This is a genomic window from Desulfosceptrum tomskiensis (assembly GCF_049818055.1).
GTDB lineage: Bacteria > Bacillota > Desulfotomaculia > Desulfotomaculales > JASEER01 > JBFLVT01.
In genome coordinates this window covers 1224799-1249674 of sequence record NZ_CP187479.1, presented here as the reverse complement: position 1 = coordinate 1249674, position 24876 = coordinate 1224799, and the positions used below count along the sequence as shown (strand labels likewise).

Annotated in this window: 24 protein-coding genes; 16 read left to right on the top strand and 8 right to left on the bottom strand. The window is 57.4% G+C overall.

Annotated elements, in window-relative coordinates; all coding sequences use genetic code 11:
• Positions 1-43 precede the first annotated feature (43 nt).
• From clpP to ACPV0M_RS06340, 3 genes are all read left to right on the top strand, one after another.
• The gene (clpP, locus tag ACPV0M_RS06350) at positions 44-640 is read left to right on the top strand and encodes an ATP-dependent Clp endopeptidase proteolytic subunit ClpP (RefSeq protein ID WP_425619845.1); all 597 of its coding nucleotides are present in this window, start codon (positions 44-46) and stop codon (positions 638-640) included.
• A gap of 14 nt (positions 641-654) precedes the next feature.
• Complete coding sequence (gene clpX / locus ACPV0M_RS06345) at positions 655-1911, top strand: ATP-dependent Clp protease ATP-binding subunit ClpX (RefSeq protein WP_425619844.1); 1257 nt, start codon at positions 655-657, stop codon at positions 1909-1911.
• 171 nt (positions 1912-2082) lie between these two features.
• Positions 2083-2343 carry a GyrI-like domain-containing protein gene (locus ACPV0M_RS06340; RefSeq protein WP_425622099.1) on the top strand — a complete coding sequence of 87 codons (261 nt, stop codon included), beginning with the start codon at positions 2083-2085 and terminating at the stop codon, positions 2341-2343.
• A gap of 12 nt (positions 2344-2355) precedes the next feature.
• Here ACPV0M_RS06340 and ACPV0M_RS06335 read toward each other — a convergent pair whose 3' ends face one another.
• The 6 genes from ACPV0M_RS06335 to ACPV0M_RS06310 form a co-directional block, all read right to left on the bottom strand.
• On the bottom strand, positions 2356-2805 hold the full coding sequence (locus ACPV0M_RS06335; RefSeq protein ID WP_425622098.1) for a demethoxyubiquinone hydroxylase family protein: 450 nt from the start codon (positions 2803-2805) through the stop codon (positions 2356-2358).
• A 33-nt stretch (positions 2806-2838) separates the two neighbouring features.
• Positions 2839-3018, bottom strand: coding sequence for a hypothetical protein (locus ACPV0M_RS06330; RefSeq protein ID WP_425622097.1), 180 nt, complete (start codon positions 3016-3018; stop codon positions 2839-2841).
• A 30-nt stretch (positions 3019-3048) separates the two neighbouring features.
• A complete protein-coding gene (locus tag ACPV0M_RS06325) occupies positions 3049-4263 on the bottom strand; it encodes a Ger(x)C family spore germination protein (protein ID WP_425622096.1) in 1215 nt (404 codons plus the stop codon).
• A 7-nt stretch (positions 4264-4270) separates the two neighbouring features.
• On the bottom strand, positions 4271-5395 hold the full coding sequence (locus ACPV0M_RS06320) for a GerAB/ArcD/ProY family transporter (protein WP_425622095.1): 1125 nt from the start codon (positions 5393-5395) through the stop codon (positions 4271-4273).
• Positions 5388-7349, bottom strand: coding sequence for a spore germination protein (locus ACPV0M_RS06315; protein ID WP_425622094.1), 1962 nt, complete (start codon positions 7347-7349; stop codon positions 5388-5390). Before ACPV0M_RS06315 ends, ACPV0M_RS06320 begins: the two co-directional genes overlap by 8 nt.
• Positions 7350-7609: 260 nt before the next feature.
• Positions 7610-7960 (bottom strand): hypothetical protein, encoded by a 351-nt coding sequence (locus ACPV0M_RS06310; protein WP_425622093.1) that lies wholly within the window; start codon positions 7958-7960, stop codon positions 7610-7612.
• A gap of 271 nt (positions 7961-8231) precedes the next feature.
• On the opposite strand from ACPV0M_RS06310, the gene ACPV0M_RS06305 reads away from it, so the two are divergent.
• Positions 8232-8867 (top strand): YkgJ family cysteine cluster protein, encoded by a 636-nt coding sequence (locus tag ACPV0M_RS06305; protein ID WP_425622092.1) that lies wholly within the window; start codon positions 8232-8234, stop codon positions 8865-8867.
• Positions 8868-9059: 192 nt separating this feature from the next.
• On the opposite strand, the gene ACPV0M_RS06300 is transcribed toward ACPV0M_RS06305, so the two are convergent.
• On the bottom strand, positions 9060-9317 hold the full coding sequence (locus ACPV0M_RS06300; RefSeq protein ID WP_425622091.1) for a small, acid-soluble spore protein, alpha/beta type: 258 nt from the start codon (positions 9315-9317) through the stop codon (positions 9060-9062).
• A 291-nt stretch (positions 9318-9608) separates the two neighbouring features.
• Here ACPV0M_RS06300 and ACPV0M_RS06295 point away from each other — a divergent pair, with 291 nt between their 5' ends.
• From ACPV0M_RS06295 to lon, 3 genes are all read left to right on the top strand, one after another.
• The gene (locus ACPV0M_RS06295; RefSeq protein WP_425622090.1) at positions 9609-10160 is read left to right on the top strand and encodes a stage V sporulation T C-terminal domain-containing protein; all 552 of its coding nucleotides are present in this window, start codon (positions 9609-9611) and stop codon (positions 10158-10160) included.
• Positions 10161-10311: 151 nt separating this feature from the next.
• The gene (lonB, locus tag ACPV0M_RS06290) at positions 10312-11976 is read left to right on the top strand and encodes an ATP-dependent protease LonB (RefSeq protein WP_425622089.1); all 1665 of its coding nucleotides are present in this window, start codon (positions 10312-10314) and stop codon (positions 11974-11976) included.
• Positions 11977-12414: 438 nt separating this feature from the next.
• Positions 12415-14760 carry an endopeptidase La gene (gene lon, locus ACPV0M_RS06285; RefSeq protein WP_425622147.1) on the top strand — a complete coding sequence of 782 codons (2346 nt, stop codon included), beginning with the start codon at positions 12415-12417 and terminating at the stop codon, positions 14758-14760.
• Positions 14761-14926: 166 nt separating this feature from the next.
• On the opposite strand, the gene ACPV0M_RS06280 is transcribed toward lon, so the two are convergent.
• Entirely contained in the window at positions 14927-15925 is a 999-nt protein-coding gene (locus ACPV0M_RS06280; protein WP_425622088.1) for an ABC transporter substrate-binding protein, read from the bottom strand.
• A 97-nt stretch (positions 15926-16022) separates the two neighbouring features.
• Between ACPV0M_RS06280 and ACPV0M_RS06275 the strand changes: the two genes are divergently transcribed.
• The 9 genes from ACPV0M_RS06275 to radC all read left to right on the top strand — a co-directional run bounded on the left by ACPV0M_RS06275 (position 16023) and on the right by radC (position 24853).
• Positions 16023-16529: a hypothetical protein gene (locus tag ACPV0M_RS06275; protein WP_425622087.1), complete on the top strand. Its 507-nt coding sequence runs from the start codon at positions 16023-16025 to the stop codon at positions 16527-16529.
• Positions 16530-16660: 131 nt separating this feature from the next.
• Positions 16661-19297 carry a valine--tRNA ligase gene (locus tag ACPV0M_RS06270; protein WP_425622146.1) on the top strand — a complete coding sequence of 879 codons (2637 nt, stop codon included), beginning with the start codon at positions 16661-16663 and terminating at the stop codon, positions 19295-19297.
• Between the two features lie 193 nt (positions 19298-19490).
• Positions 19491-20807 carry a bifunctional folylpolyglutamate synthase/dihydrofolate synthase gene (locus ACPV0M_RS06265; RefSeq protein ID WP_425622086.1) on the top strand — a complete coding sequence of 439 codons (1317 nt, stop codon included), beginning with the start codon at positions 19491-19493 and terminating at the stop codon, positions 20805-20807.
• Positions 20808-20812: 5 nt separating this feature from the next.
• Positions 20813-21229 (top strand): hypothetical protein, encoded by a 417-nt coding sequence (locus tag ACPV0M_RS06260; RefSeq protein WP_425622085.1) that lies wholly within the window; start codon positions 20813-20815, stop codon positions 21227-21229.
• A gap of 188 nt (positions 21230-21417) precedes the next feature.
• On the top strand, positions 21418-22413 hold the full coding sequence (locus ACPV0M_RS06255; protein ID WP_425622084.1) for a sodium:calcium antiporter: 996 nt from the start codon (positions 21418-21420) through the stop codon (positions 22411-22413).
• A gap of 273 nt (positions 22414-22686) precedes the next feature.
• Positions 22687-23151 carry a RidA family protein gene (locus tag ACPV0M_RS06250; protein ID WP_425622083.1) on the top strand — a complete coding sequence of 155 codons (465 nt, stop codon included), beginning with the start codon at positions 22687-22689 and terminating at the stop codon, positions 23149-23151.
• A gap of 130 nt (positions 23152-23281) precedes the next feature.
• Complete coding sequence (locus tag ACPV0M_RS06245) at positions 23282-23539, top strand: DUF4321 domain-containing protein (protein WP_425622082.1); 258 nt, start codon at positions 23282-23284, stop codon at positions 23537-23539.
• A gap of 5 nt (positions 23540-23544) precedes the next feature.
• A complete protein-coding gene (locus tag ACPV0M_RS06240) occupies positions 23545-24261 on the top strand; it encodes a Maf family protein (RefSeq protein ID WP_425622081.1) in 717 nt (238 codons plus the stop codon).
• Entirely contained in the window at positions 24161-24853 is a 693-nt protein-coding gene (gene radC / locus ACPV0M_RS06235) for a RadC family protein (RefSeq protein WP_425622080.1), read from the top strand. The genes ACPV0M_RS06240 and radC overlap by 101 nt, the downstream gene beginning before the upstream one ends.
• Positions 24854-24876: the final 23 nt, after the last annotated feature.

Sequence of the window (24876 nt, the reverse complement as noted above, 5' to 3'; positions counted from 1 at the left end):
CAAGGACCATTGAGATAAGATGTTGTTCAAAAGGAGTGAAAGCATGAGTTACCTAGTACCTATTGTTGTGGAACAAACGGCCAGAGGCGAGAGATCCTATGACATATACTCAAGGCTCCTTAAGGACCGTATTGTTTTCATCGGGGGGCCGATTGACGACCACATAGCCAACCTCGTCATCGCGCAGCTCCTGTTCCTGGAAGCCGAGGACCCGGAGAAGGACATCTTCCTTTATATCAACTCCCCTGGGGGGGTGATTACCTCCGGGATGGCCATTTATGATACAATGCAGTATATCAGACCTGACGTGGCGACGATCTGCCTTGGTCAGGCCGCCAGCATGGGCGCTTTCCTGCTGGCCGGCGGAGCAAAAGGCAAGCGTTCGGCGCTGCCCTACGCCAGGATCTTGATCCATCAGCCGATGGGCGGGGTCCAGGGTCAGGCCACCGATATCGACTTGCACGCCAGGGAAATTTTGCGGACGAGGCAGATTATGAACGAATTGCTGGCCAAGAACACCGGACAGCCGCTGGAAATCATCGAGCGCGACACCGAACGTGACTTTTTCATGTCCGCCGAACAGGCCAAGGAATATGGTATTATAGATGAGGTGATAGCTGTCCGCAAGAAGCCCGAGTAAGAGAGGTGGTACTGATGTTTAACGAGAAGGGCCAGCTAAAGTGTTCATTCTGCGGCAAGCTCCAGGATCAGGTTAAAAAATTGGTGGCCGGTCCCGGTGTCTATATTTGTGACGAGTGCATCGAGCTTTGCAACGAGATCATCGAAGAGGAACTTACCGAAGACCTGGGTTTGGAATTGCGTGATATTCCCAAACCCAAGGAAATCAAAGAATACCTTGACCAGTACGTTATCGGGCAGGATCACGCCAAGAAGAGCCTTGCGGTTGCTGTCTACAACCACTACAAGCGCATCAACCTTGGCGGGAAGATCGACGATGTCGAACTGCAAAAGTCCAACATCATCATGCTGGGGCCGACCGGCTCCGGCAAGACGCTCCTGGCCCAGACACTGGCGCGTTTCCTGAATGTCCCCTTCGCCATCGCCGACGCTACTTCCTTAACCGAGGCGGGTTACGTCGGTGAAGACGTGGAAAACATCCTGCTGAAGCTCATTCAGGCCGCCGACTACGATGTAGAGAAAGCCGAGAAGGGCATCGTTTACATCGACGAGGTTGACAAGATCGCCCGCAAATCCGAGAACCCTTCGATAACGCGCGACGTGTCGGGTGAGGGAGTGCAGCAGGCGCTGTTGAAGATTCTGGAGGGCACGGTGGCCAGCGTGCCCCCGCAGGGCGGCCGGAAACATCCTCACCAGGAGTTTATCCAGCTGGATACGACGAATATCCTGTTCATCTGCGGCGGAGCCTTCGAAGGCATCGACAAGATCATCCAGGCCCGTACTGTGCACAAGACCATGGGCTTCGGCGCCGAACTGGCGATGAAACGGGATAAGAAGCTGGGCGAAGTCCTAAAGCAGATTCTTCCCCAAGACCTCCTTAAATACGGCTTGATCCCCGAGTTTGTCGGGCGCCTGCCGGTTATCGTCACCCTTGAGCCGCTGACCGAGGAAGACCTGGTGCGTATCTTGACCGAGCCCCGCAACGCCTTGGTGAAGCAGTTTGAGAAGCTCTTCGAGCTTGACGGCGTGACCCTGGAGTTCCAGGATGGGGCACTGAGGGCTATCGCTAAGGAAGCGATCCGCCGGAACACCGGAGCACGCGGTTTGCGGGCCATCATCGAGGAGATCATGCTTAACGTGATGTACGATATCCCGTCCCGCGGTGACGTTGCGAAGTGCGTGATTTCGGATGAAACTATCATGAAACGCGAGCCGCCGATCATCCTGTCGGTGGAGCGCAGCAAGAAACAGAAAAAAGAGGGCGCTATGTAGGCGCTCCCTGAAAGAGAGACCGCCCGGTGGTCACCCCGGGCGGTCTCTCTTGTCGTTTAGGCAAGTACATACTTTATTAAGTGTCGGTGCTTGAAAAAGTATTAATTGCGTCTTAATTATGGTAAGATCTTCTAGAACAAATGAAAAAGGAGGTAATCAAGTGGCCTACACTTGCGAATTAATCGCAAGAATGAGATTAAGTCTGGTGAAATCCCTGCAGGAAAACGTGCGGTTTGCCTGCATGTCGGCTCGTACAACAAGGTCGAACCAGCCTACCATACCCTAATGCAATGGATCAAGGAGAATGGACATACACCTGCCGGGGTTGTTTACGAGTTTTACTTGAATGACCCTTCCGAAACACCGGAAAATGAACTGCAGACAAGGATAGTGTTTCCTCTGATGTTAAAGTGTCTGGCAGAACCCGGCTGAGCGGGCTTTTTATCAGTGGAGTTTTTTGAGTTCTTCTAGTTTGTTGGCAAACCAGGCGGTGTGCAGGTCCTCGTCGATCAGGTTGTCCCAGAGGACGCTGAAAAGTTTTTCGTCGTTCCCCACTCTCAGGATGAGGTCCTTGTAGTCCTTCATCGCTTTCTCTTCGAGCGTAATATCCGCCTTTAAGACTGTTTCCGGCCCGAGGGCGCCGGTGAGGGTGCCTGCAGCCTTCCCGAGCAGGGGGGCAACGACGTCCCCCAGCCGCGTGGGCTCACCTCCGAGGCGCCGGATCTCGGCGGCGATGTTGTCTACGTGCTGCTGCTCGATCATCGCAATGCGGGCCAGTGTTTTTTGCAGATAAATGTCGTCCATAGCGTGAGCCTGACTCGTGTACAGGTCTACCTGTTCAACTTCAAGACTGTAGAACCAGTTTAATTTCGCCAGGAGTTCCTCTTTATTCATCCCGTTTTATCCCCAATATTTTATCCTTGTCATTTAATGCGAGCGCAGGGCATTGGTCAGCCAGACGGCCCACGGCGCGATCAGGGTGATCCAGGCCCAGACCCAGACGCCCACGGCGCCGAACCTGTTGCCGTTCTTCCAGGCCCAGAGACCGTAACTGGCCGTGTTCACGGCGATGAGCAGCGTAACAAGCACAATAATAAATTTCAGCACCGGATATGCCTCCTCCGTTCCGGGGATTGATTACTCGCGTATAGGAATGGTTTCATGGAGCAGGCCGACACGCCTGACCCGGAAGTCCACAGTAGCGTCGACGATAGCGTTGGGGTACCTGCTGGCCCAGTCGTAAGCCTTCCAGGCTCTCCAGGTGAAGAACTGCCTCTGTGCCTTGCTGCTGAATTCAAACGCGTCTGTTCCCCACTGCTGAGTCTTGGCGATGGTCGCTCTCAATTCCCGGTTGAGATAGTCTTCGACGCTCCTTTCGACCAGGGGGATGCGGCTCGCCCGTTCGTAGTTCTCCCCGCTCTGGATACTGATGATGTCTCCTTCAAGGGGAATGCGGACCGCAATATGCGGAACGTCGCCTTCAACATCGACGCTGACCTCGGCCCTGGTGCGGGGCTTGACTTCCACGATGACGTACTTGTCAGGATGCTTCGGGTCGGGAACGGCCTGGATGGTGCGGCGGAAGGTCCCGCGGACCATTTTGACGAAGCCCATCTCATCCGCGTCCAGGATGCCGACCATCTTCCCGCCTCTGAAGACGGCTCCGCCCATGATCTCCAGCCTGCCACCACCCTGCCGGGGGATCCGCCCCGCGTAGTATGCCCCCTTGTCTTTGGGCCTGTTGTTCGGAAAAATGTCCTGTTCATCTTTATCCTGCAAAGCTGCGAGGTTGGCTACCGCTCCCACCCCCGGGGTTTTGGAGGCGATGTAGAAATCGTGGAAGGTATCCCGGGGAATAAATTCGGTGAACCGCCAGCCCTGCTGCAGGAGCTGGTAGTATTTACTGACGTTGTCTTCCAGGATGGGCTTGCCGTTTTTTAGCAGGTCGGCCGCCCTCCCCTGGGTAATGAGGATGCTGCTGTTTCGGCGGAATTGGCGAAACCGGGCTAGAGGAGCATAGTAACGGTCGATGCCTTCTTCGGCCAGCGCCCGGCCGAAGACGATCCAGGCGGTGTGGGAGAGGTCGGCGCGCCGGTCCACGAAGGCGTTTAGCAGTTCAAGACCTTCGAGGATGGTATTGACCTCCATTGAAACAACAAAAAAGCCCTTTCCGCCGCCTCCGTTCCCGCCTTGGCCGCCGCTCCCGATGGCCTTGGGGACGGCGACGACGGTCGTCATGGTCAGGACATTTTGCCGGCCTTTGTCGAGGCCGAGGGCCAGGACCCAGGCGATCTCATCGGGTTCCTGGTAATTCCAGCACCCGGAGAGGGAAAGGATCACTAGGACAGTCAACAGTGCCCTAGCTATTTTCCTGCTGTTTTTCAGCTCGGTCGCCCCCTTTCCTGTCGCGCAGAATCGTTAGGCCGTAGAGCAGCACGAGGGGCACACCTACAGCGAAAAAGGTGTAGCGCCGGATGATCCCGATATCCCAGGATAAGGCCTCGGCCACGTTGTTGGGGACGAAGGCCAGGGCGGTGACGGCTACGGCTGCGGGGAGGATGAAGGGCCTGTTATAAGGCAGGCGCAGCGCGTAAGTTGTCACCGAGGAGATCAGGTAGATGCCCAGGCTGATCTGGGCGAGGGCTGACAGCATCCAGACCGGCGCGAAAATCACTTCCATACGCTGTAGGAAGCGGCCGATGTTGATAATGCGCGATACCAATAACGTGGGGATATTGATTTCCGAAACCACCGGGTAGGTGAAAACCAGCAGGGCCACCAGGGTGCTCGAGGCCAGGAGCACCCCGGCGATACCGATGCTCCAGTAACTTATTTTCCTGATGGCATTCCTGGGCACAAAGCTGATGATCAAACCAAGAATGAAAATTTCAACCATGTCCCCGGAGGTTATAACGGCGCCGGTGATTATGGACTTTGCCCCCATTCCTCCCAGGGGGAATACGGCGTCCAGCCGCCAAAAAGGAATGGACAGGCCAATTAACAAAACATAGCCCGCGGCGATGGCGATGCCGAAAATGTAGGCCGACCGGGCGATGGCGTCAAAACCAAGGAAAGCAATGACAGTTGACGCGACAATAAAGAGCAGGACGGCCATGCTGATGGGGGTGTCGGGAAGAAATCCCGAGACCACACGCTCGCCAAACTCGCGCAGGGTAATTCCCGTTAAGGCAATCAAAATAACGACGAAAAAAGCTGACAGGGCTGCGTTTCCATAAGGGCCGATCATCTCTTGCCCGATCTGGATGATGTTTTTGTCGGGATGACGGTCGAGGAGCCAGAGCAGGGGATAGAGGGCGGCAAAGGCCAGCGCTACGTGTAAAACGGGAATCATCCAGGTTGCCGTGGCGCCGTAGTGGTAGAGCGGAACCTGGTAAGAGAGAAAGGCCTTAGCCCCAATAAAAAGGGCCGTTACGGCTATGGCCTCCTTGACTCCGATGCGCGGGTTCTCGAGTTGTTTAGGCACGATCCTCGCTGCCTCCCTTCCTGGACCACCAGCGGCTTACCGCGGGCTGGCGTTTTGTGGACAGCGGGTCGACGTAATCGGGCCTGGTTTCCTGCTGCCAGGCGTGCCCGCGCAGGAACCAGTCCGGCGAAGTTTTAGTAGCCGGGACGAGCGGGGCGAGGAAGGGCACACCGAACGACTTCAGGTTGGTTAGCGCCCCCACATGTAAGAAGAGGACGAAGATCATCCCGAAAATGCCGAACACCGCTGCAGCGAGGGTGTAGGCAAACCTCAGGAGCCTTATGTTCAAAGAAAAGGCGTAGTTCGGAATGGCGAAGGCGCCAAGGGCGGTAACGGCGATGATCACGATCAGGATCGGGCTGACGATATTGGCAGCCACGGCGGCCTGGCCCAGGATTAAAGCGCCGACGATGCCCAGGGTGGTGCCGATCGTGCCGGGGATGCGGATGCCGCCCTCACGGATGAGTTCGAAGGCTACTTCCATCAGCAGCACCTCAACGATCGTGGGAAAAGGGACACGTTCCCGGGCTCCGGTAATGGCCAGGAGCAGGTCGGTCGGGATAAATTCCTGGTGGTAGGTGGCCGCGGCTACATAGAAACCGGGGAGGAAAAGGGCCATAGCCAGGCCAAACCACCGCACCAGCCTGGTAAAACTGCCGTACGGCCACCTTACGTAGGCGTCCTCCCCGCTCTGCATCATCGTGAAGAGGGTAGCGGGGACAACGAGGGCGAACGGGCTGTTATCGGCCAGGATGGCGATCCTGCCCTCCATGATGCCGGCGGCCACCCGGTCGGGCCGTTCGGTAGCCAGGACCTGGGGAGCCAGGGCATAGGGCGAATCCTCAATGAGCTGCTCTAGGATGCCGCTCTCATTGGGAAAGTCCACCTTTAGCGAACTGAGCCGGCGCTTGACTTCCTTGACCAAGGCAGGGTTGGCGATGTCGTCCCTGTACATGATGGCGTACTGGGCGTCGGAGGCGTCCCCGACTTTGACGAACTCCGTAACCAGGGACGGATGGCGCAGGATCTTACGGATTAGGCCGGTGTTGACGCGGATCTGTTCAACGAGTGCTTCGTGCGGGCCGCGGATGACGTTCTCGATTTTGGGCTCCCCGACCCCACGGTTGGCGAAGCCTTTGGTTTCAATGGACAGCGCCTTGTCAAGCCCATCAATGATCAGGACCGTATTGCCGTTCAGGACCTCGTTGACTGCTTCTTTAAAGGTCTTGACGGTGGAGACCTGGTGACCGGCTACGAGGGCCCGCATCACCCGGTCCAAGAATCCCGGCGGGGCCTTAACCGGCTGACGCCTGTCTCCTCGAGGCTCGTCTTCAGGGGGAGCGTCGTCCTTGCGCAGGGAGGCCTGGAGCATCAAGGACCTCAGGATCGCGCTGATAATGACGCTGCCCTGCACGATGCCGTCGATAAAGACGATCAGCGCCTTAACCGGCGGGTCGTGGTTAATCAGCAGGGGCCGAAAAACCGGGTCAACGTTGGTCGGCTTACGGAAGATTTTTTCGAGAATTTTTTGGTTGTACTCTAAATCCTCGAATAGCTTGATTTCTGCATCCAGGATGCCCGTCAGCGTGCGGTCGGCTTCCATCTTGGCCAGCATCTCTTCAAACTGCCGTTGATCCTTCTTTTGTCGGGTCTGACGGGCTTGCCCCTGAACGTTTTCGACGACGGCATCGCCGTCCAGGGACTGCTTGTTCCCTTCAGCCTGGTTGTTTACGCCGTCCAAGCCTTTTTTGACATTACGGCTGCCGACCCGGCGCACTTTGCGTTCCCGCGACCTACGGGAACCTTGTCCAGGGGCGGAATGATCCGTCCCGGAATCAGCCAGCAATCGTTCAGCTTCCAGGAGACGGTCTTCGATCCCGCTTTCGAAAAGAAGCTCAGGCTCGGTGGGTTCTCGGAACAACAGGTATTTCCTGACGGCATCCAGGAAGGCCAAGCGGTGGGTCACCTCTATTTAAGGAAGATTTCCAGGCTGGATGCTGTTTTTAGCATTCAACACACTATTAGCATTTGAACCCCCGGAGGAGGCATACCCGGGGAATAGTGGCAGACGTGGAAAAGGAAGTCAGGCAAGTCGGGCTTATCAAAGGGAAGCTTAATAATAGTAGCCGTACGAAAGGAGGGGAGTGCTTGGCAAAAAACAGGGCGAGAAAGAGGGGGAACGTTTCGGGAAGCCCTCCGGCATCCCGAAACAATCTAGCAATAAAGATAATTTCTGCCGTTTTCCCGGCCCTTGCAAGTGTAGACGAATTTAGCCGTAACGCCTTCAGCCTTGGCCTCGACGAAGAGGTTGTTCAACTGTTCGCGGGTGCACGCCAGGCGCAGAAAAGCGGCCTCCTGATGGTGGGGGTCGACTTCATGGAAGGCTTCTTCGGCCTCGCGGAGTTCGGCGACGGCCTGGCGGACGGTGATCACGACCTGGCTTTCCTCGGTATCGATGCCGGGGATAAGCACGTCCTTACGTCTCAACAGAAGTTTAACGCGCATCCTTATCTTCTCGGCCGGCGTTTTTAACGCCTCGATCATTCTTGTTAAAATGTTTATCACGGGCAGTCCCCTCCCTTTCTAAGAAATCCTATGCTTCAAAATCCAGAATATGCCAGTAAGCTGTGGGTTCCGCATCAAGGCCGGTGGACAAAAGGGTCCGGGTTAAGTAAGATAGAAAACGAATCGGCTGTCTGTTTAACCAACGATCGGGTAAGGGGGCTGGACGACGATAAACGGCAAGCAGGGAAGAGACTCCATTCTATCGGCCGACGGCAGGTTCTGTTTTTCCTGTCACAGAGGGCTGGCCTGTTTTGGCAGTTGCTGCAGGGACGTGAACATTTTCCTGTCGCCCTACGACGTGTTGCGCTTGAAGAGAAAGCTGGGCGTGTCTTCCAGCGAATTTCTGCAGGAATACACTCTTTTGGCCCACGAAGCCGGGATCCCGCTGGTGCAGTTGAAGATGAGGGAAGGGGAGGACCTGAGGTGTCCTTTTGTTGGCCCGGAAGGTTGCCGGGTTTACGACGAGCGGCCCTGGTCCTGCCGCATGGCGCCGGTGGACATTAAAGGCCCGGAGACCTATACCTTTGTTTTTGACAGCGCATTTTGCTTGGGGCTCAACGAGCCGGAGGAGTGGACCGTGACCGGATGGATGGCCGACCAGGGCCTGGACGTTTACGAGGAAGTCGAAGCCCTGTTTAAACAGCTGCCGGGCCGGTTCAAGCTTACGGGACTGGATTTCCTGGACCGTCACCTGCGCCGGCTCGTTTATATGGCCTGTTACGATGTCGATCGCTTCAGGGAATTTGTGTTTGACCCCGTCTTCCTTGAAGCTTTTGAGGTGTCCCGGGTCGGGAAAGAGGAACTGCAGGACGATGTGGCGTTGTTGAAGTTCGGGTTTGCGTGGCTTATGTCGGAGCCGGACCTGGAAGTGACGCTAAAGCTCCGCGACAAACTACCGGCGCTTTAGGCTGCTAAAAATTATGCTACCCAGGGGGGCGGTTGTGACGACCGCCTTTTTTGTTTGGGGTGTCTCCTACACAAGGGCCGGCGGGCTGGTGGCTGCCCTTGGCCCGCTGACAGCTGACAGAAGAAAGAGAACAGGACGGCGGCCACCGCCTGTTCTCCCAAGGTTTCCGTATTTACAGGATGTCAGGGGAAGTTAAGACTGTTGGGGCCGCTCGAGCGGGGCGGCATTGGTGATGGCACCGATGTTACCCTGGGCAAGAGCTTGCTCCGCAAAGGCCACCAACTTCTTGGTCATATTCCCGCCGACGTAACCGTTTACGCGGCTGGGGAGGTCACCCTTGTTCATCTGAGCGTAATTTCCGAGACCCAGCTCAGCGGCAACCTCGTACTTCATCTGGTCCAGAGCCTGAGCAGCGCCAGCTTTAACGGGCTGGTTCGTATTCCGCGGCATTTATTTTCACCTCCTTCTAGCCATAGAGTGCGCTCATTCGCCAACTAATATGCTGGTAATATCGTTTTGCAGAAATCAATTCTTCCACCAAACGCAATTCCTAACTTAAAAAGTCAGCTTTACAGCGCCACTCTTCGCCGAGCCAAAGTTTGAATTGCAACATTATTAATGGTTACGTTCGATAGGCGGGCTTCGCGCGGGGGCAAAAAGGTACAGCCGTACTAGAATTTAGGAGAGCATAGTTTACTTTCTCCGCAGAAATACTATTTGCCAAAAGCGGGAGGTGCTTCAATGAAAGCCACAGGTGTCGTTCGTCGTATGGACGATCTGGGACGTATCGTGATACCCAAAGAAGTTCGGCGAACCTTGCGTATTAAAGATGGCGACCCGCTCGAAATTTTTACGGACAGAGACGGCGAAATTATCTTTAAGAAGTATTCGCCTATTGGGGACCTTGCCACCTATGCCAAGGAATATGCCGACTCCTTGTATGAATCAACCTCACATACCGCCTGCATTTGCGATGAGCATTCCGTTATTGCCGTAGCAGGGGGATCCAAGCAGTTGGTCAACCAGAGCCTCGGACCGATTGCCGAACAAGCCATGGAACGGCAGGAAACAGTCGTACAGAACATCGGCCGCGGCTTTAAGGAAAACGAAGCCCCCCTCGTAGGTCCCCGTGATATTATGAACCAGTATACCTCGGCGGTCATCTCTCCCATTCTGGCCGGCGGCCGGGCGGCCGGGTGCGTGATCTTGCTGGGCAAGAACGCCCAGATGACTGAGATTGAACAGAAGCTGGCTGAAACAGCGGCCAACTTCCTTGGAAAACAGCTTGAGTAAATGATACGAAATTAAACGCCGTACAGCCGTACAATAAAGAAGCCCGAGGATGAACGAAGTTCCTCGGGCTTTTTACCGGCCCAGCGATATAAAAGGTCGCCGATCTTGTCATACTTAATAATGAGGAAGAAAAAGTACTGGAGGCCAAGAAGTGCACGAATTCGCCAGTATACCCGGAATAATCACGATTATACAGGTCTTCTTCGGAGTAATCATCGGCCTGTATTTCTGGAACCTGTTGAAGAGCCAGCAAGGAAGCAAGGTTGCCGTCGAGAAGGAATCCCGGAAGGAGATCGAGCGGTTGCGGGCACTGCGGGCCATATCCCTGACCGAACCCTTGGCCGAGAAGACCCGCCCCGGATCGTTCGCCGAAATCATCGGCCAGGATGAGGGACTCCGGGCTTTGCGCGCCGCCCTCTGCGGCCCCAACCCTCAACACGTTATTTTGTACGGCCCGCCCGGTGTCGGTAAGACTGCGGCTGCAAGGCTCGTCCTGGAAGAGGCCAAGCGGAGTAAACATTCTCCCTTCAGGGATGACGCCAAGTTTATCGAAATCGACGCCACTACGGCCCGCTTTGACGAACGGGGGATCGCCGATCCCCTGATCGGTTCGGTCCACGACCCCATTTATCAGGGCGCCGGACCGATGGGCATGGCCGGAATCCCTCAGCCGAAATGCGGTGCGGTTACGAAGGCCCACGGGGGAATCCTGTTTCTCGACGAAATCGGTGAACTGCATCCCGTCCAGATGAACAAGCTCCTTAAGGTCCTCGAAGACCGCAAGGTGTTCCTGGAGAGCGCCTACTACAACCCCGAGGACCACAACGTCCCGAACTGGATTCACGACATCTTTCAAAACGGTTTGCCCGCTGACTTCCGCCTGGTCGGGGCCACCACTCGGATGCCCCACGAGATTCCCCCGGCCATCCGGTCGCGGTGCATGGAGATTTTCTTCCGGCCTCTCTCGGCGGACGACGTCGCCGTCATCGCCCTCAACGCCGTAAGGAAAATCAATTTTGTTCTGGAAGACGGTGCTGTTGAGATCATCAAGAAGTACGCTACCAACGGGCGGGAGGCCGTCAACATCGTCCAGCTGGCGGCCGGGGTCGCCCTCACCGAGGGCCGCGATACGGTCAGGGTCGTCGACGTGGAGTGGGTCATTCAGAGCGGGCAGTACACGCCCCGTCCCGACAAGCAGGCGCCTAAGAAGCCGGCGGTCGGGCAGGTCAACGGTCTGGCCGTCTACGGGCCCAATGCCGGGATGCTGCTGGAAATCGAGGCTACGGCCATTCCGGTGGTTAAGGGCAAGGGCAAGCTGACGGTGACCGGGGTGGTCGACGAAGAGCAGATCAACGGGGCGGGGCGGGCCATCCGGCGCAAGAGCCTGGCCCGGAGCGCGGTGGAGAACGTTTTGACCGCTTTGCGCTGCTCGGTCAAGTTGAATCCCGCCAACTACGACATCCACGTCAATTTCCCCGGCGGGACGCCGGTGGACGGCCCGTCAGCGGGAGTCGCCATCGCTACGGCCATCTATTCGGCAGCCGTCAACGTTCCCGTATCCAACGAGGTTGCCATGACGGGCGAGGTCTCCATTCATGGACGCGTAAAGCCGGTGGGAGGGATCGTCGCCAAGGTCGACGCCGCCTTGAAGGCGGGGATCAAAAAGGTCTTTGTTCCTCACGAGAATTACCAGGACCTCTTTTCGTTAATGCGGGGGATCGAGGTCATTCCTGTCAAAACCCTGGACGAGGTCCTGGCCGGGGCCATCCTTACGGACAACGTGACGAGGGCCAGGGAATGGGCCTCGATACGCTAAAAAAATAAAAAAGGTCTGTTTACTATTCAAGAAGAGGAGAGCCGCCGCTCTCCTCTTCTTTTTGCGTGTATCCTTTTATTCAGGCAGCCCCAGGCCTTTCCACTTTTCGCAAGTTCTTTCGGAAACATGTTCAGCTGCCCTTTCATTAAATACAAAAGGGGGGTTAGCCATACGAAATGTCCAAACACCCGGTAGGATGTTGTTGGAAAAAGGGTTGGAGAACTGCAAAAGCTGAGAACGCAGGGTTTATTTGCGGGTTCCAGACAACTATTGCTATGGTTCCTCGTTAACTGTTTATGTTAGAATTAATCTGATATTTGTCCCGGCACTGTCTGCAGCAGTTGAAGTACCCACAGTTAGAAGGAGGTGCCCCGTTTGGATTCGACCAGAAGGGTTTTACCGTTGCTTCCTCTCCGGGGAATTCTCGTATTTCCTTATATGGTCATTCACTTGGACGTGGGCCGTGAAAAATCGGTTAAGGCCATAGAAGAAGCGATGATTCACGATCGGGTCATCTTTCTGGCTACACAGAAGGAGGCTCAGACCGATAGTCCCGATGTCGAGGACATCTACGATGTCGGTACTGTTGCCGAGGTCAAGCAGCTTTTAAAACTGCCCGGGGGCACGATCCGCGTGCTTGTCGAGGGTATCGCCAGGGCCCGGATTATCGACTACGTGGCCACCGAGCCGTTTTTCCAGGTGGAACTGGAGCAGTATTTCGAGGATTTCGTTAAAACCACCGAGCTGGAAGCCCTGATGCGCAACCTGGTGAGCCAGTTTGAGCAGTATGTCAAGCTATCCAAACGGATTCCGCCGGAAACCGTGGTTTCGGTGGTTAACATCGAGGAGCCCGGACGCCTGGCTGATATTATCGCTTCGCACCTGCCGCTGCGCATTGAGGAAAAGCAGGTTGTGCTTGAGGCTGTCCCCATCGCCGAGCGGCTGGAAAGCCTGTGCGCCATTGTGGCCAGGGAACTTGAAATCGTGGAGCTTGAGCGGCGGATTAACATCCGCGTGCGCAAGCAGATGGAAAAAACGCAGAAGGAATATTACCTGCGCGAGCAGATCAAGGCCATCCAGCGCGAACTTGGGGAGAAAGACGAGCGCCAGGCGGAAACCGAGGAATTGAGGGAGAAGATCGCCTCCCTCAAGCTGCCCAAGGAAGTAGAAGAGAAGGCTCTAAAAGAAGTCGAAAGGCTGGAGAAGATGCCTCCGATGGCGGCCGAGGCCACGGTGGTCCGCAACTACCTCGACTGGCTCCTGGCCCTCCCCTGGACCAAAGGGACCAGGGACCGGATCGATATCGCGGCGGCTGAAGCCATTCTTGACGAGGACCACTACGGCCTTAAGAAGGTCAAGGAGCGCATCCTGGAGTTCCTGGCTATCCGCAAGCTGTCCAAGAAGATGAAGGGACCCATCCTGTGCCTGGTCGGACCCCCAGGTGTCGGCAAGACCTCGCTGGGCCGTTCGATTGCGCGGGCTCTGGAGCGCAAGTTCGTGCGCATCTCGCTGGGCGGCGTGCGCGACGAGGCCGAGATCCGCGGGCACAGGCGTACGTACGTGGGCGCGTTGCCGGGACGGATCATTCAGGGCATGCGTACTGCCGGGTCGAAAAACCCTGTCTTCCTGCTCGACGAGGTCGACAAGATGAGCATGGACTTCCGTGGCGACCCGTCTTCGGCGCTGCTGGAAGTGCTGGACCCGGAGCAGAACAGCGCGTTCAGTGACCATTACATCGAGGTCCCGTTCGACCTTTCGAACGTCATGTTCATCACGACGGCGAACTACCCGTACAATATCCCGCGGCCGCTGTTCGACCGCATGGAAGTCATTTATATTTCGGGTTATACCGAAGAGGAAAAGGTGCAGATTGCGATTCGTCACCTTATCCCGAAACAGCTTAAAGAACACGGCCTGACCGGACAACAGTTGACCATTTCCGAGAATGCGGTGCGCCGGATCATCCGCGAGTACACGCGCGAATCCGGTGTCAGGAGCCTGGAGCGCCAGATCGCCGCCCTGTGCCGGAAGACGGCCAAGGAAATCGTAGCCAAGAAGGCCACCCAGGTGCGGGTAAATGTTAAGAACATCGAACAGTTCCTGGGCATCCCCCGCTTCCGTTACGGCATAGCCGAACGAGACGACCAGGTCGGCGTAGCGACAGGACTGGCATGGACCGAGGTCGGCGGAGACACGCTGGCGATCGAGGTCGCCGTCTGCAAGGGCAAGGGCGGGTTGACCCTTACCGGCAAGCTGGGCGACGTCATGCGCGAGTCCGCGCAGGCCGGCTACAGTTACCTGCGTAGCCGGGCCAAGTCGCTCGGCATCGAAGAGTTCTTTAACGAAAAATACGACGTCCATATCCACGTGCCCGAGGGTGCGACGCCCAAAGACGGTCCCTCGGCCGGCATCAGCATGGCCTGCGCGTTGGCTTCGGCTCTTTCGGGACGCAAGGTGCGGCACGACGTGGCCATGACCGGCGAGATCACGCTGCGGGGACGGGTTCTTCCGGTGGGAGGGATCAAGGAGAAGGTTTTGGCAGCACACCGTGCCGGGGTCAAAACGGTCATCCTGCCGGTGGAAAACAAGAAAGACCTGGAGGATATCCCGTCCAACGTCGCTTCCAAGCTGGAGTTTGTGCTGGTGGAGCACATGGACCAGGTGATGGAGACGGCCCTGCTTCCCAAGGAAGACGAGCCCGAAGTTAGTCTCCCGGTGCCGGTTCCGGTGCCGGAAGTGGCTGGTTACCAGGAGTCGATACCGGCTCCCGCGGTGTCTAACTAGATAGCTGACTAGTTGGCTAAAGGAACGTTATAGAAGGAATAAGACAACAAAGGGCGAAACTTTTCTCGCCCTTTGTTGTTTTTCAGGATAGCGGTACGGAGGCCGGCGGTTTTTACCGCTGGCGTTCGGTAAATCGCTTGATAGAAGAGCTCCCGCACTGCAAACATTACTGATTCTTGGTCGATGCCAGGGATTTCAGCGCTTCAGCCGCGATTTCGGGTCGGACGACGCGGGCGAACGGAATCGGTTTGGCCAGTTCCCCGGCCTTGAACATAATCTCTTGCAAGGCCGCGAATTGTTTGGGGTCGATCGCCGGCGTTTTTGCCCAGAGATCGTTTTCCTTGTGCCGTTCGATAACGGCCGTCAGGGTATCGAGGTCGAGATACGGGTAAAAGGACGCCGCTGCGACGGCTATGTCGCGGGGGTTTTGCGCCGCTATCCAGGACTGCGCCCGCGCAATGGCGCGGGTATACCGCACGAGTGCTTCGCTGTTGCGGCTGATAAAGCCGGGGCTGGCAGCGCAGATTTGTGCGGGGACGTTTCCGGCCGGCGTCAGCGAGGCGACGACGTATCCTTGCTCCGCGAGTTGCAGTTGCTGGGCTTGGGGGTCCCTGAGCAGAATAAAATTACCTGATCCGGCAAGGAAGGCTCCCAGTCGTAACTTCGCCGGCAGGTTCTGGACGATGGTTACGTCGGTCTGAGGCCGCAGCCCTTCCTTCTTGAGGATGGCTTCAAAAGTCGTCTCCAGGGTGCTGTCCGGGTCGCCGCCGATAACTATCTTGGCTTTAAGGCTGCTCCAGGCAAACGACGACATTGGTTCGCGCGCGAGCAGGAATCCCGGCTCAAAATGCGTCATCTGGGCGAAGGCATGCATCTTCTTTTCCCACGCCTTTTCGGGCGGCAGGATCACGACGCCGGCTTTTTGCAGGTCCTCAGCCGCCGGGTCATCCTTGGCGTTGAACAGCGAGACAGCGAGATTCTCGTCGGAGAAGTAACCGAGAGAAGCGGCAATATAATGAGGAAGGTTAGCCATCTCGTGCCCGGATTCATATACTCTAAGATGAATTTGCCCTGCGGGTTCACGTTGCTGAAAAAAGTAAAACGCCAGGCCCGCGATTAACAGCGTAGCCAGGCAGCCGGAGATGTAGAGCAGTTTTGTGCGCATACAAACACCGCCTTTGGGGACTGTGGAAACCCCGCTGTGGATTCTTTTTCATAATTACTAGTTCTGAAGGGCAAATATGCCAGGGGGGGGATGAGGGTTGCCGGAGAAAGAGGTTGTTATCCCCGACATGATTTTTGAGAGTGATTATACAGTGGTCTTCTTTGTTTCAAGCCTCGATGAGAAACTGGGGCCGCTGTTTACCCGGCTGGTAAACGGGGAAGTTATAGACTACTGGTTTTCCTGGGATGTGCTCCGTTTCGGCGAGGATAAGTACGTTGTTGTCCTGGAAATAGGATGGGACGTCGAAGAATCGGTAGCGCTGGCCATTCCCATGGATGCCTGGCACTATCTGCCTCTGATCAGGCGTAAGGGCATGGTGGCGCTGGTAACCAATGCGCCGGTGCCGACAGGTGAATTACAGGACCTGATCCACGATTCCGCCGAGTTCCAGCCCTGGACGCTGGTCATACGCAACGCCGAGCGGGGCATGGACGAACTGGCCGACGAAGTTTCGAGCCTGGAGGAACCGGACGAGACCTCTGTATACCTGGTTAGGCTGCTGAGGGGCCAGATCAGTTCCGACGGCAGCGTCTACATCCATTAGGCTTGGGGCGCCAGTACCGTGTAACGTTCCTGTCAGGCCCCTCTAGGAGTGCGTAATGTTGACATTCATAGCGCCGCTCATTAAGATTTTGGATAACGAAGCAGGGAGGGAAATTCTTGGGGATTACGAAAATGCCGCCGGCCTACGATCCTCAAAAGGTAGAGGGGAAATGGTACCGCTGGTGGGAGGAGCATAAATACTTTCACGCGGAGGTCGAGCCGGACAAAGAGCCGTTTTGCATTGTCATGCCCCCTCCGAACGTGACCGGGGAATTGCACATGGGCCATGCCCTGGACAATACCCTTCAAGACGTCCTGACCCGTTGGCGGCGCATGTCCGGCTACAACGCCCTTTGGCTGCCCGGCACCGACCACGCCGGCATCGCCACCCAGGCCAAGGTCGAAGCACAGCTGGCCAGGGAAGGCCTGAGCAAGTACGACCTAGGTCGTGAGGCTTTTCTGAAACGCGTGTGGACCTGGAAGGAGACCTACGGTAACCGCATCACCAGCCAGTTAAGGCGCCTGGGCGCTTCCTGCGATTGGGACCGCGAGCGCTTCACGATGGACGAGGGCTGCTCGGAGGCCGTCCGGGAAGTCTTTATCCGCCTCTACGAACAGGGCCTGATCTACCGCGACGACTACATCGTCAACTGGTGCCCCCACTGCGCCACGACCATTTCAGACATCGAGGTCGAGCACCTTGACGTGCAGGCCCAGCTCTACTTTATCAAGTACCCTACTCCCGACGGGCGTGATTTCGTCACGGTCGCCACTACGCGCCCGGAGACGATGCTCGGCGACACGGCCGTCGCCGTCCATCCGAAGGACAAGCGTTACCGCCACCTCGTCGGCAAGGAAGTCGTGCTTCCGCTGATGAACCGCGTCATCCCCGTTATTGCCGACGACTACGTTGACCCCGTGTTCGGCACCGGGGCTGTGAAGATCACCCCGGCCCACGACCCGAACGACTTCGAGATCGGGCGCCGGCACAAGCTGCCCGAAATACGGGTTATCGGCACCAACGGCGTGATGACGACTGAAGCCGGACCGTATGCGGGGATGGACCGCTGGGAATGCCGCCAGAAGGTCCTCGCCGACCTCGGGGAACAGGGATTGTTGGCGCGCATCGAGGACCTGCAGCACGCCGTCGGGCACTGTTACCGCTGCAACACGGTCGTAGAGCCGATGATCTCCAAGCAGTGGTTCGTACGGATGAAACCGCTGGCCGAGCCGGCGATCCGGGCCGTCAAGGAAGGAAGGACGAGGTTTGTTCCCGAGCGCTTCACGAAGGTCTACCTGAACTGGCTTGAGAACATCCGCGACTGGTGCATATCCCGTCAGCTGTGGTGGGGTCACCGCATCCCCGTGTGGTACTGCCGGGAATGCGGCAAGGCCTCGGCATCCAAGGACGACCTGGCCGCCTGCCCGAACTGCGGGGCGGACAAGGTGGTCCAGGACCCCGACGTCCTGGACACCTGGTTTTCTTCGGGCCTATGGCCCTTCTCCACCCTGGGCTGGCCCAAAGAAACACCTGAATTAAAGCATTTTTACCCGACCTCGGTGCTGGTGACCGGCCGGGACATCATCTTCTTTTGGGTCGCCCGCATGATTTTCTCCGGGCTGAAGTTCATGGGTGAGGTCCCGTTCCGCGAGGTCTTCATTCACGGCCTGGTCCTGGACGCCCTTGGTCGGAAAATGTCGAAGTCGCTGGGGAACGGCGTCGACCCGCTCGAGGTCATCGAGAAATACGGCGCAGACTCTCTGCGCTTCATGCTGGTTACGGGGAATACCCCCGGTAACGACCTGCGTTTCCACTTCGAGAAACTCGAAGGTGCGCGCAATTTCGCCAACAAGCTTTGGAACGCCTCTCGTTTTGTGATCATGAACCTTGAAGGATACGACCCCCGGTTCCAACCGCAGCGCCTTGACCTGTCCGACCGCTGGATTGTCAGCCGCTTCCAGCAGGTGGCCGGGGCCGTGGACGCTTTTATCCGAGATTACGAGCTGGGGGAAGCGGCCGGGGTGCTCTACGAGTTCATCTGGGACGAGTTTTGCGACTGGTACATCGAACTGGTTAAACCGCGGCTCTACCGGGGGATGCCCGAGGAGCGCGCCACGGCCCAGCACGTCCTGGTCAACGTCCTAAAAGGAACGCTCGAACTGCTCCATCCCTTTATGCCGTTTATTACCGAGGAGATCTGGCAGAACCTTCCGCACGAGGGCGAAACCATCATGCACGCTCCCTGGCCCAAGGCGCGGGTCGAGCAGGTCGACAGAGGCGCGGAAGAGGACATGCGGCTGATTATCAGCGTCATCCGCGCCATCCGTAGCTTGAGGGCCGAAATGAACGTCCCCCCTGCGCGTCGCGCGGAGATTATCCTGGTGGTGCCCGAAGACGGGAAGAGAGAAACGGTGGGGCACTGGCGGTCCTACATCTCCGACTTGGCCTCGGGTGACGTGGAAATCACAAGGGATTTGGCGGCCGAGCCGTCCCAGGCGGCACAGGCTGTGGTCGGCGGGATAACAATTTATGTCCCGCTGGAAGGGCTGATTGATATCCCGCAGGAAATCGCCCGGTTAGAGAGGGAATTAGCCAACGTGCAAAAAGAAGTGGTTCGCCTCGAAGGCAAGCTCGATAACGAGGGGTTTGTAGCCAAGGCCCCCGCCGATGTGGTGGAGAAGGAGCGACAAAAACTGGAGGATTACCGTATCAAGCAGGAGACCGTTGCACAACGCCTGGCTATACTGAAGAAAAGCCCCGCCATGTAAGGTGCGGGGCTTTTCGACCGTAAGTCGTAGTAGGAATCCCCCGGCACTCAACTAGGCAGTTAAGTTGCCGGTAGCCCTAATCAAGTTTTCGGGAACTGCAAATTCTTTGGACGTCGCTCGTCGGACTCCGAGGAAGGCCGAGATTTTGAGGGCCGTGGATTGAGTGATCGGGATTATTTGAGGTGTCGCAAATTTGACTAATTTAGAAGGAGTTATCGAGGAGATCCGAAGCATCTGCGGAACAGGAATGGAGTTAGGACTGGAGAGGGTGCGGCGCCTTCTTGCCCGCCTCGGCAACCCCGAGGCGGAAACGCGCTTTGTGCACGTCGGCGGCACCAACGGCAAAGGTTCGGTGACGGTGATGATCGAGGCCGTGCTGCAGGATGCCGGTTACAAGACGGGCAGTTTTATTTCGCCTCACCTCCATTCCTACACCGAACGCTACCGTGTCAACGGCGAGGCGATCGCCGACGATGAACTGGCCTTTCTCCTGGAAGGGCTGCTGCCTGATCTCAAGGCCTTGGCCCGGGAGGGTGCGGCGCCGACCGAGTTTGAGGCGCTTACGGCCGCCGCTTTCTTGTGTTTTGTCCGGAACAAGGCGGACCTCGCCGTTATGGAGGTCGGGCTGGGAGGCCGTCTTGACGCCACCAACGTCATCGTTCCCGAGGTTGCCGTGATCACCAATGTCAGCCTGGATCATACGGAAATCCTGGGGCATACCCTGAGGGAAGTGGCCGGGGAGAAAGCGGGGATCATCAAGCGCGGCGTTCCTGTGGTGACAGGGGCGGAGGGCGAAGCTCTGGAGGTTATCGCCCGCAGGTGCAGGGAACTGGACGCCCCTCTTGTAGTTGTGGGCCGGGACGTTACCTGGTCCGAGCAACCGGCTGCAGGTGCGCCCCCGTTCCTTGTCGTTTGCGGCCGCCGGCAAAGGTATCGGGACCTGCGCCTGCCGCTTTGGGGGCGGCACCAGAGAACGAACGCCGCCTGCGCCGTCGCCGCCCTCGAGGTACTTCAGGAAAAGGGCTGGGTTATCAGTGAGCGGCACGTTCGCAACGGCCTGGCCGCCCTGGCGTGGGCGGGAAGGTTCGAGATTGTTCCCGGAAAGCCCCCTGTCGTGCTCGATGGGGCCCATAACCCCGCCGGGGCGGCCGCGCTCGCCGAAGCCGTGGCTTCCCGTTTTCCCGGTGAAAAGGCTGTAGTTGTATTGGGTATACTCGACGATAAGGCAAGGGAGGAAATGGTTCACAGTCTGGCGAAGATAGCCGGTGGGATAGTTGTGACCCGGCCGCCCGGGCCGCGGGCCGGCCATTGGGATGAAGTCGCCCGGGTCGTCGGCGGCCTGGGGCTGCCGGTAGCAGCCGTCGAGAAGGTAGAGGACGCTCTTGTTGTCGCGCGAAAATTATCGGGTCCCGGCGGCCTTATGGTGGTTACCGGCTCGCTCTACCTTGTCGGCCGGGCACGCGAAATTCTTGTAAAATCCGGGACTGTTAAGGTTAATAAAGGAGGATGAGTATCTTGAAACACCAGTTTATCGAATCGGAAAACGTGGTGAAGCTTGCTGACGGGACGACCGTGGACCTCGATACCGTTGCTCACGACATTTATTACTACATTAAACAGGATAAGAGGGCCCTCAACTTCACCCTGTCTTTTGCGGACAGCGTTGTCCTGGCCAGGGAACTGCTCTCTTACTTGAGCGTTTGCAACGCGTGGGGCGCCGGACGGCCCGCGGATGCCCCTCCTCTGGGAGACGAGGATTACGTTCTCAAACTGCAGTCTCCCAAGGATAACTGCGTGATGGAACTGAAATACGGCGAGGGAGTCCTTCTCAACGTCGTTAACCGTGAAAACGGCGAGACCATGACGTTACCCCTCGATGTCGACGGTTGCATCCTCTTTGTGGCTGCCATCATGCGCGCGCTGTTGAGTTAGGGCTCGACGCCCGAGTTTTGGGGAAGCCTGCCCTTGGTTCGGGTAGGCTTCGTTCTTTTTTCGTTCTTTTCTTTTAGACCCTACCCCGCCTTTATTCCTCGGCCTCATGGGTGTACATCCACCCGGGTTCTACCCGCAAAATGGCGGTCATAAAGTGTACAGACTGTTGTTTTGTGGGAGAGGTTGCCGTGGTTTATCTGTCGCTGGTGCTGGCCGCCTTGGTCATCCTTGCGGGCGCCAAGTTTTTCACTAACGGGGTTGAGTGGCTGGGAACAAAGCTGGGGCTGGCCCGAGGTGCCGTCGGCAGCATCCTTGCCGCCCTGGGGACCGCCCTTCCCGAAACGATGATTCCTGTTGTGGCTATCCTCCTGGGCGGGGGCGGCGTTGGAGAAGAAGTAGGCGTCGGCGCCATTCTCGGGGCGCCGTTTATGCTTGCCACCATGGGTTTTGTTGTTATCGGCGGAACGACCATTCTCGTCAACCGCGAGCGTAGGGCGTACGTTCGACCGCAACCGGCCCTGGCCAGGCGAGACCTGGGTTTTTTTCTGGGAGCCTATATGCTTGCCGTTACGGCTGCTTTTCTTCCCCAGGAGTACAGGATCTATGTCGTCGCTTTACTGCTGGGCGGCTACGCGTGTTTTGTGGCCTGCGCCCTTACGCAGGGAGAGCGCTGCGGGACGTCCGACAATCTGCAGCCGCTCGCGGTGGCGCCGCGAGTGCTGGATCCCCCGCTCGCGCTTGTCACGGGGCAGGTTATAGTGGCCTTCACGATGATTGTCTTTGGAGCCAAGGTCTTTGTGGAAAGCATCGGCACCCTATCCTATCAATTCGGCATTGCCCCCTTCGTATTCGCCCTCCTGGTTGCCCCGGTCGCCACGGAACTTCCTGAACTCACCAACAGCATTATCTGGATCAAGGAGCGGAAGGACACCCTTGCCGTGGGCAACGTAACGGGGGCTATGGTCTTCCAAAGCTCGGTTGTCCCCAGCATAGGCATTGCTTTTACGTCATGGCACCTGACTCCGGCTGCATGCCTGAGCGCCGTCCTGGCCCTCGTCTCCGCCTTGCTAGCCTACCGGTGGGTCGGCAGGAGGCGCTGTTTGAACGGGTGGATGATGGTCGCCATGGGGCTTTCGTTCTACATCGTCTATGCGGCGCTGGTTACGGCGGGATACGTACATTAGCTGAATCCTGACGGATTAAGCAGAACTTGACAGTTAGCGATCAGGTTCCAGCACTCAATTGGGTAAGTCGGTTGCAGGTAATCCAAGCTTTTAGCGTCTCGGAGATTGACGGTAACCCCGGATGTAACGGCTCTTCGAGTTGAGTGCGGGGCCATTCGGGAATTGCGAACAAATATCCCGAAAACCCCGTTTATTTTGGCATTTGGGGTGTTGGAAGGGATCGGGAGGTGTACAATAGGACTGAAGCTTCCTAAAAAGAAAGGATTGGTTGCTATGTCGTATGAGGACAGGCTTGTTGCCCTCAACGTTACCCTTCCCGAAGCCCCCAAACCGGTGGGGGCTTACGTGGCTGGCCTTATGGCCGGCAATATGATCTATACTTCGGGACAACTGCCTCTGGCCAAAGGAGAGCTGCAGTTCTGCGGGAAACTCGGGGATGAGCTCACCGTGGAGCAGGGGGCGGAGGCCGCCCGTTTGTGCGCGATTAACTGCCTGGCGGTGGTGCGCAGCCTCGCGGGCAGCCTGGACAGGGTGGAACGAGTCGTTAAAGTCACGGGGTATGTAGCTTCCGCCCCGGGTTTCACCGCCCAGCCCCAGGTGTTGAACGGGGCTTCGGAGTTTATCCAGCAGGTATTTGGCGAGGCCGGGCGCCATGCGAGGTCGGCGGTCGGGGTGACCGAACTTCCCCTCGGAGCCCCGGTGGAAGTCGAGATGATCGTCAGGCTGAAGCAGGAATAGAAAATGTACAATCTTGTATGTTAATCTTTGTTGGAAAGATACGTAAAAACTGAATACGATAGTAAGCTTGTCAAATTCTTTGTATCAATGCTAAACTGGAGGAGGCAAAAGGGCTTTTGGGGGGATTTTTGTGGCCAAATTGCAGCGCGAGCGGAAAAGCGGATGGCTTCTTGTCACGCTCCTGATCATCGGCGGCATCGTGGGGACGGGCTTGGGACAGATCTTCGCCCCCCATTTCCCTTTTCTCCAGCACAGTTGGTCTGTCGGGCTACGGCCCGGTGTGCTTGATCTCCGTTTCCTCACCATCACCTTTGGCTTTTCTGCCGTGATCAACCCCGCAACGCTCCTGGGTTTTCTGTTGGGATACCTTGTCTATACAAGGATCTAGGGACGATGGCCGTTCCGCTTGTTTTAGCCTCCGCATCCCCGCGCCGTCGGGAACTGCTGGATGGGCTGGGTGTTTCGTTCAAGGTCGTCGTCGCGGATGTCGACGAATCCCTTGGTTTTTCGAAACGTCCCGCCCCGTTGGTCGAGGAACTGGCTCTCAGAAAGGCCCGTGCCGTGGCCGAAAGGACGCCGGAGGGGCTGGTGATCGGCGCCGATACCGTGGTCGTCCTGCGGGGGAAGATCCTGGGCAAGCCCCGGGACGAAGCCGAGGCACGGTCGATGCTGAGGGAGCTGGAAGGGACAAGCCACGAGGTATACACCGGGGTGGCCGTTATCGACGCTGCAACCGGTAAAGCGGCAGTAAGTCACGAACGGACGGTCGTCCATTTCCGCCACCTGACGGAAGAGGAGATTAGTACCTATGCAGCTACGGGTGAGCCGGCGGACAAGGCAGGGGCGTATGCGATCCAGGGACTCGGGTCTCTCTTCGTGACCCGGATAGAAGGCTGTTACACTAACGTTGTCGGCTTGCCGCTGGTACGGCTGGCCGAAATGTGCCGCATCTTCGACTACGACCTCCTGTCTGCGGCGGCAGCGGGGTGGTCGGGTAAGGGTTGGTTTGATGTCCGTCGAGTACTCCCTGACAATCAAGCAAATGCCCGAGGAACTGCGTCCGAGGGAGCGGCTGGTCAAGATGGGACCGGGGGCCCTCTCGGATACTGAACTGTTGGCGATCCTGCTTCGTACCGGCACGCAGCGCACGAGCGCCCTCGAACTGGCGCAGCAAGTGCTGAGCCGTTTCGGCGGCGCCAGGGAGCTCCTGGAGGCGAGCCTTGAGGAACTGGCTTCGGTCAGGGGCGTAGGTTCCGCAAAGGCCGTGGTTATCAAGGCGGCTTTGGAGATAGGCTATCGCCTGGCTACCGCTCCGGCCGAGCAGCGTGTCACCATCCGCACCCCCGAGCAGGCGGCGCAGCTCCTGATGCCGGAAATGCGCCACCTGGACCGGGAGCATTTCCTGGCCCTGGTCCTCAATACCAAGAACCAGGTCCTGGCCAGGGAACGCATATCAGTGGGGACCTTGAACGCGACGAACGTGCACGCCCGCGAGGTCTTCAAGAGTGCCATTCGTAGAAGCGCGGCGGCCCTGATCCTGGCGCACAACCACCCGAGCGGGGATCCCACGCCGAGCCAGCAGGACCTTGATTTAACGGCACAACTGGTTGAAGCGGGAGAAGTGATCGGCATCTCCATCCTAGACCATATCATCATTGGAGATAATAGATATACCAGTTTAAAGGCCCTCGGACTGATCTGAACAGGAACGGCAATCAGAAAGGA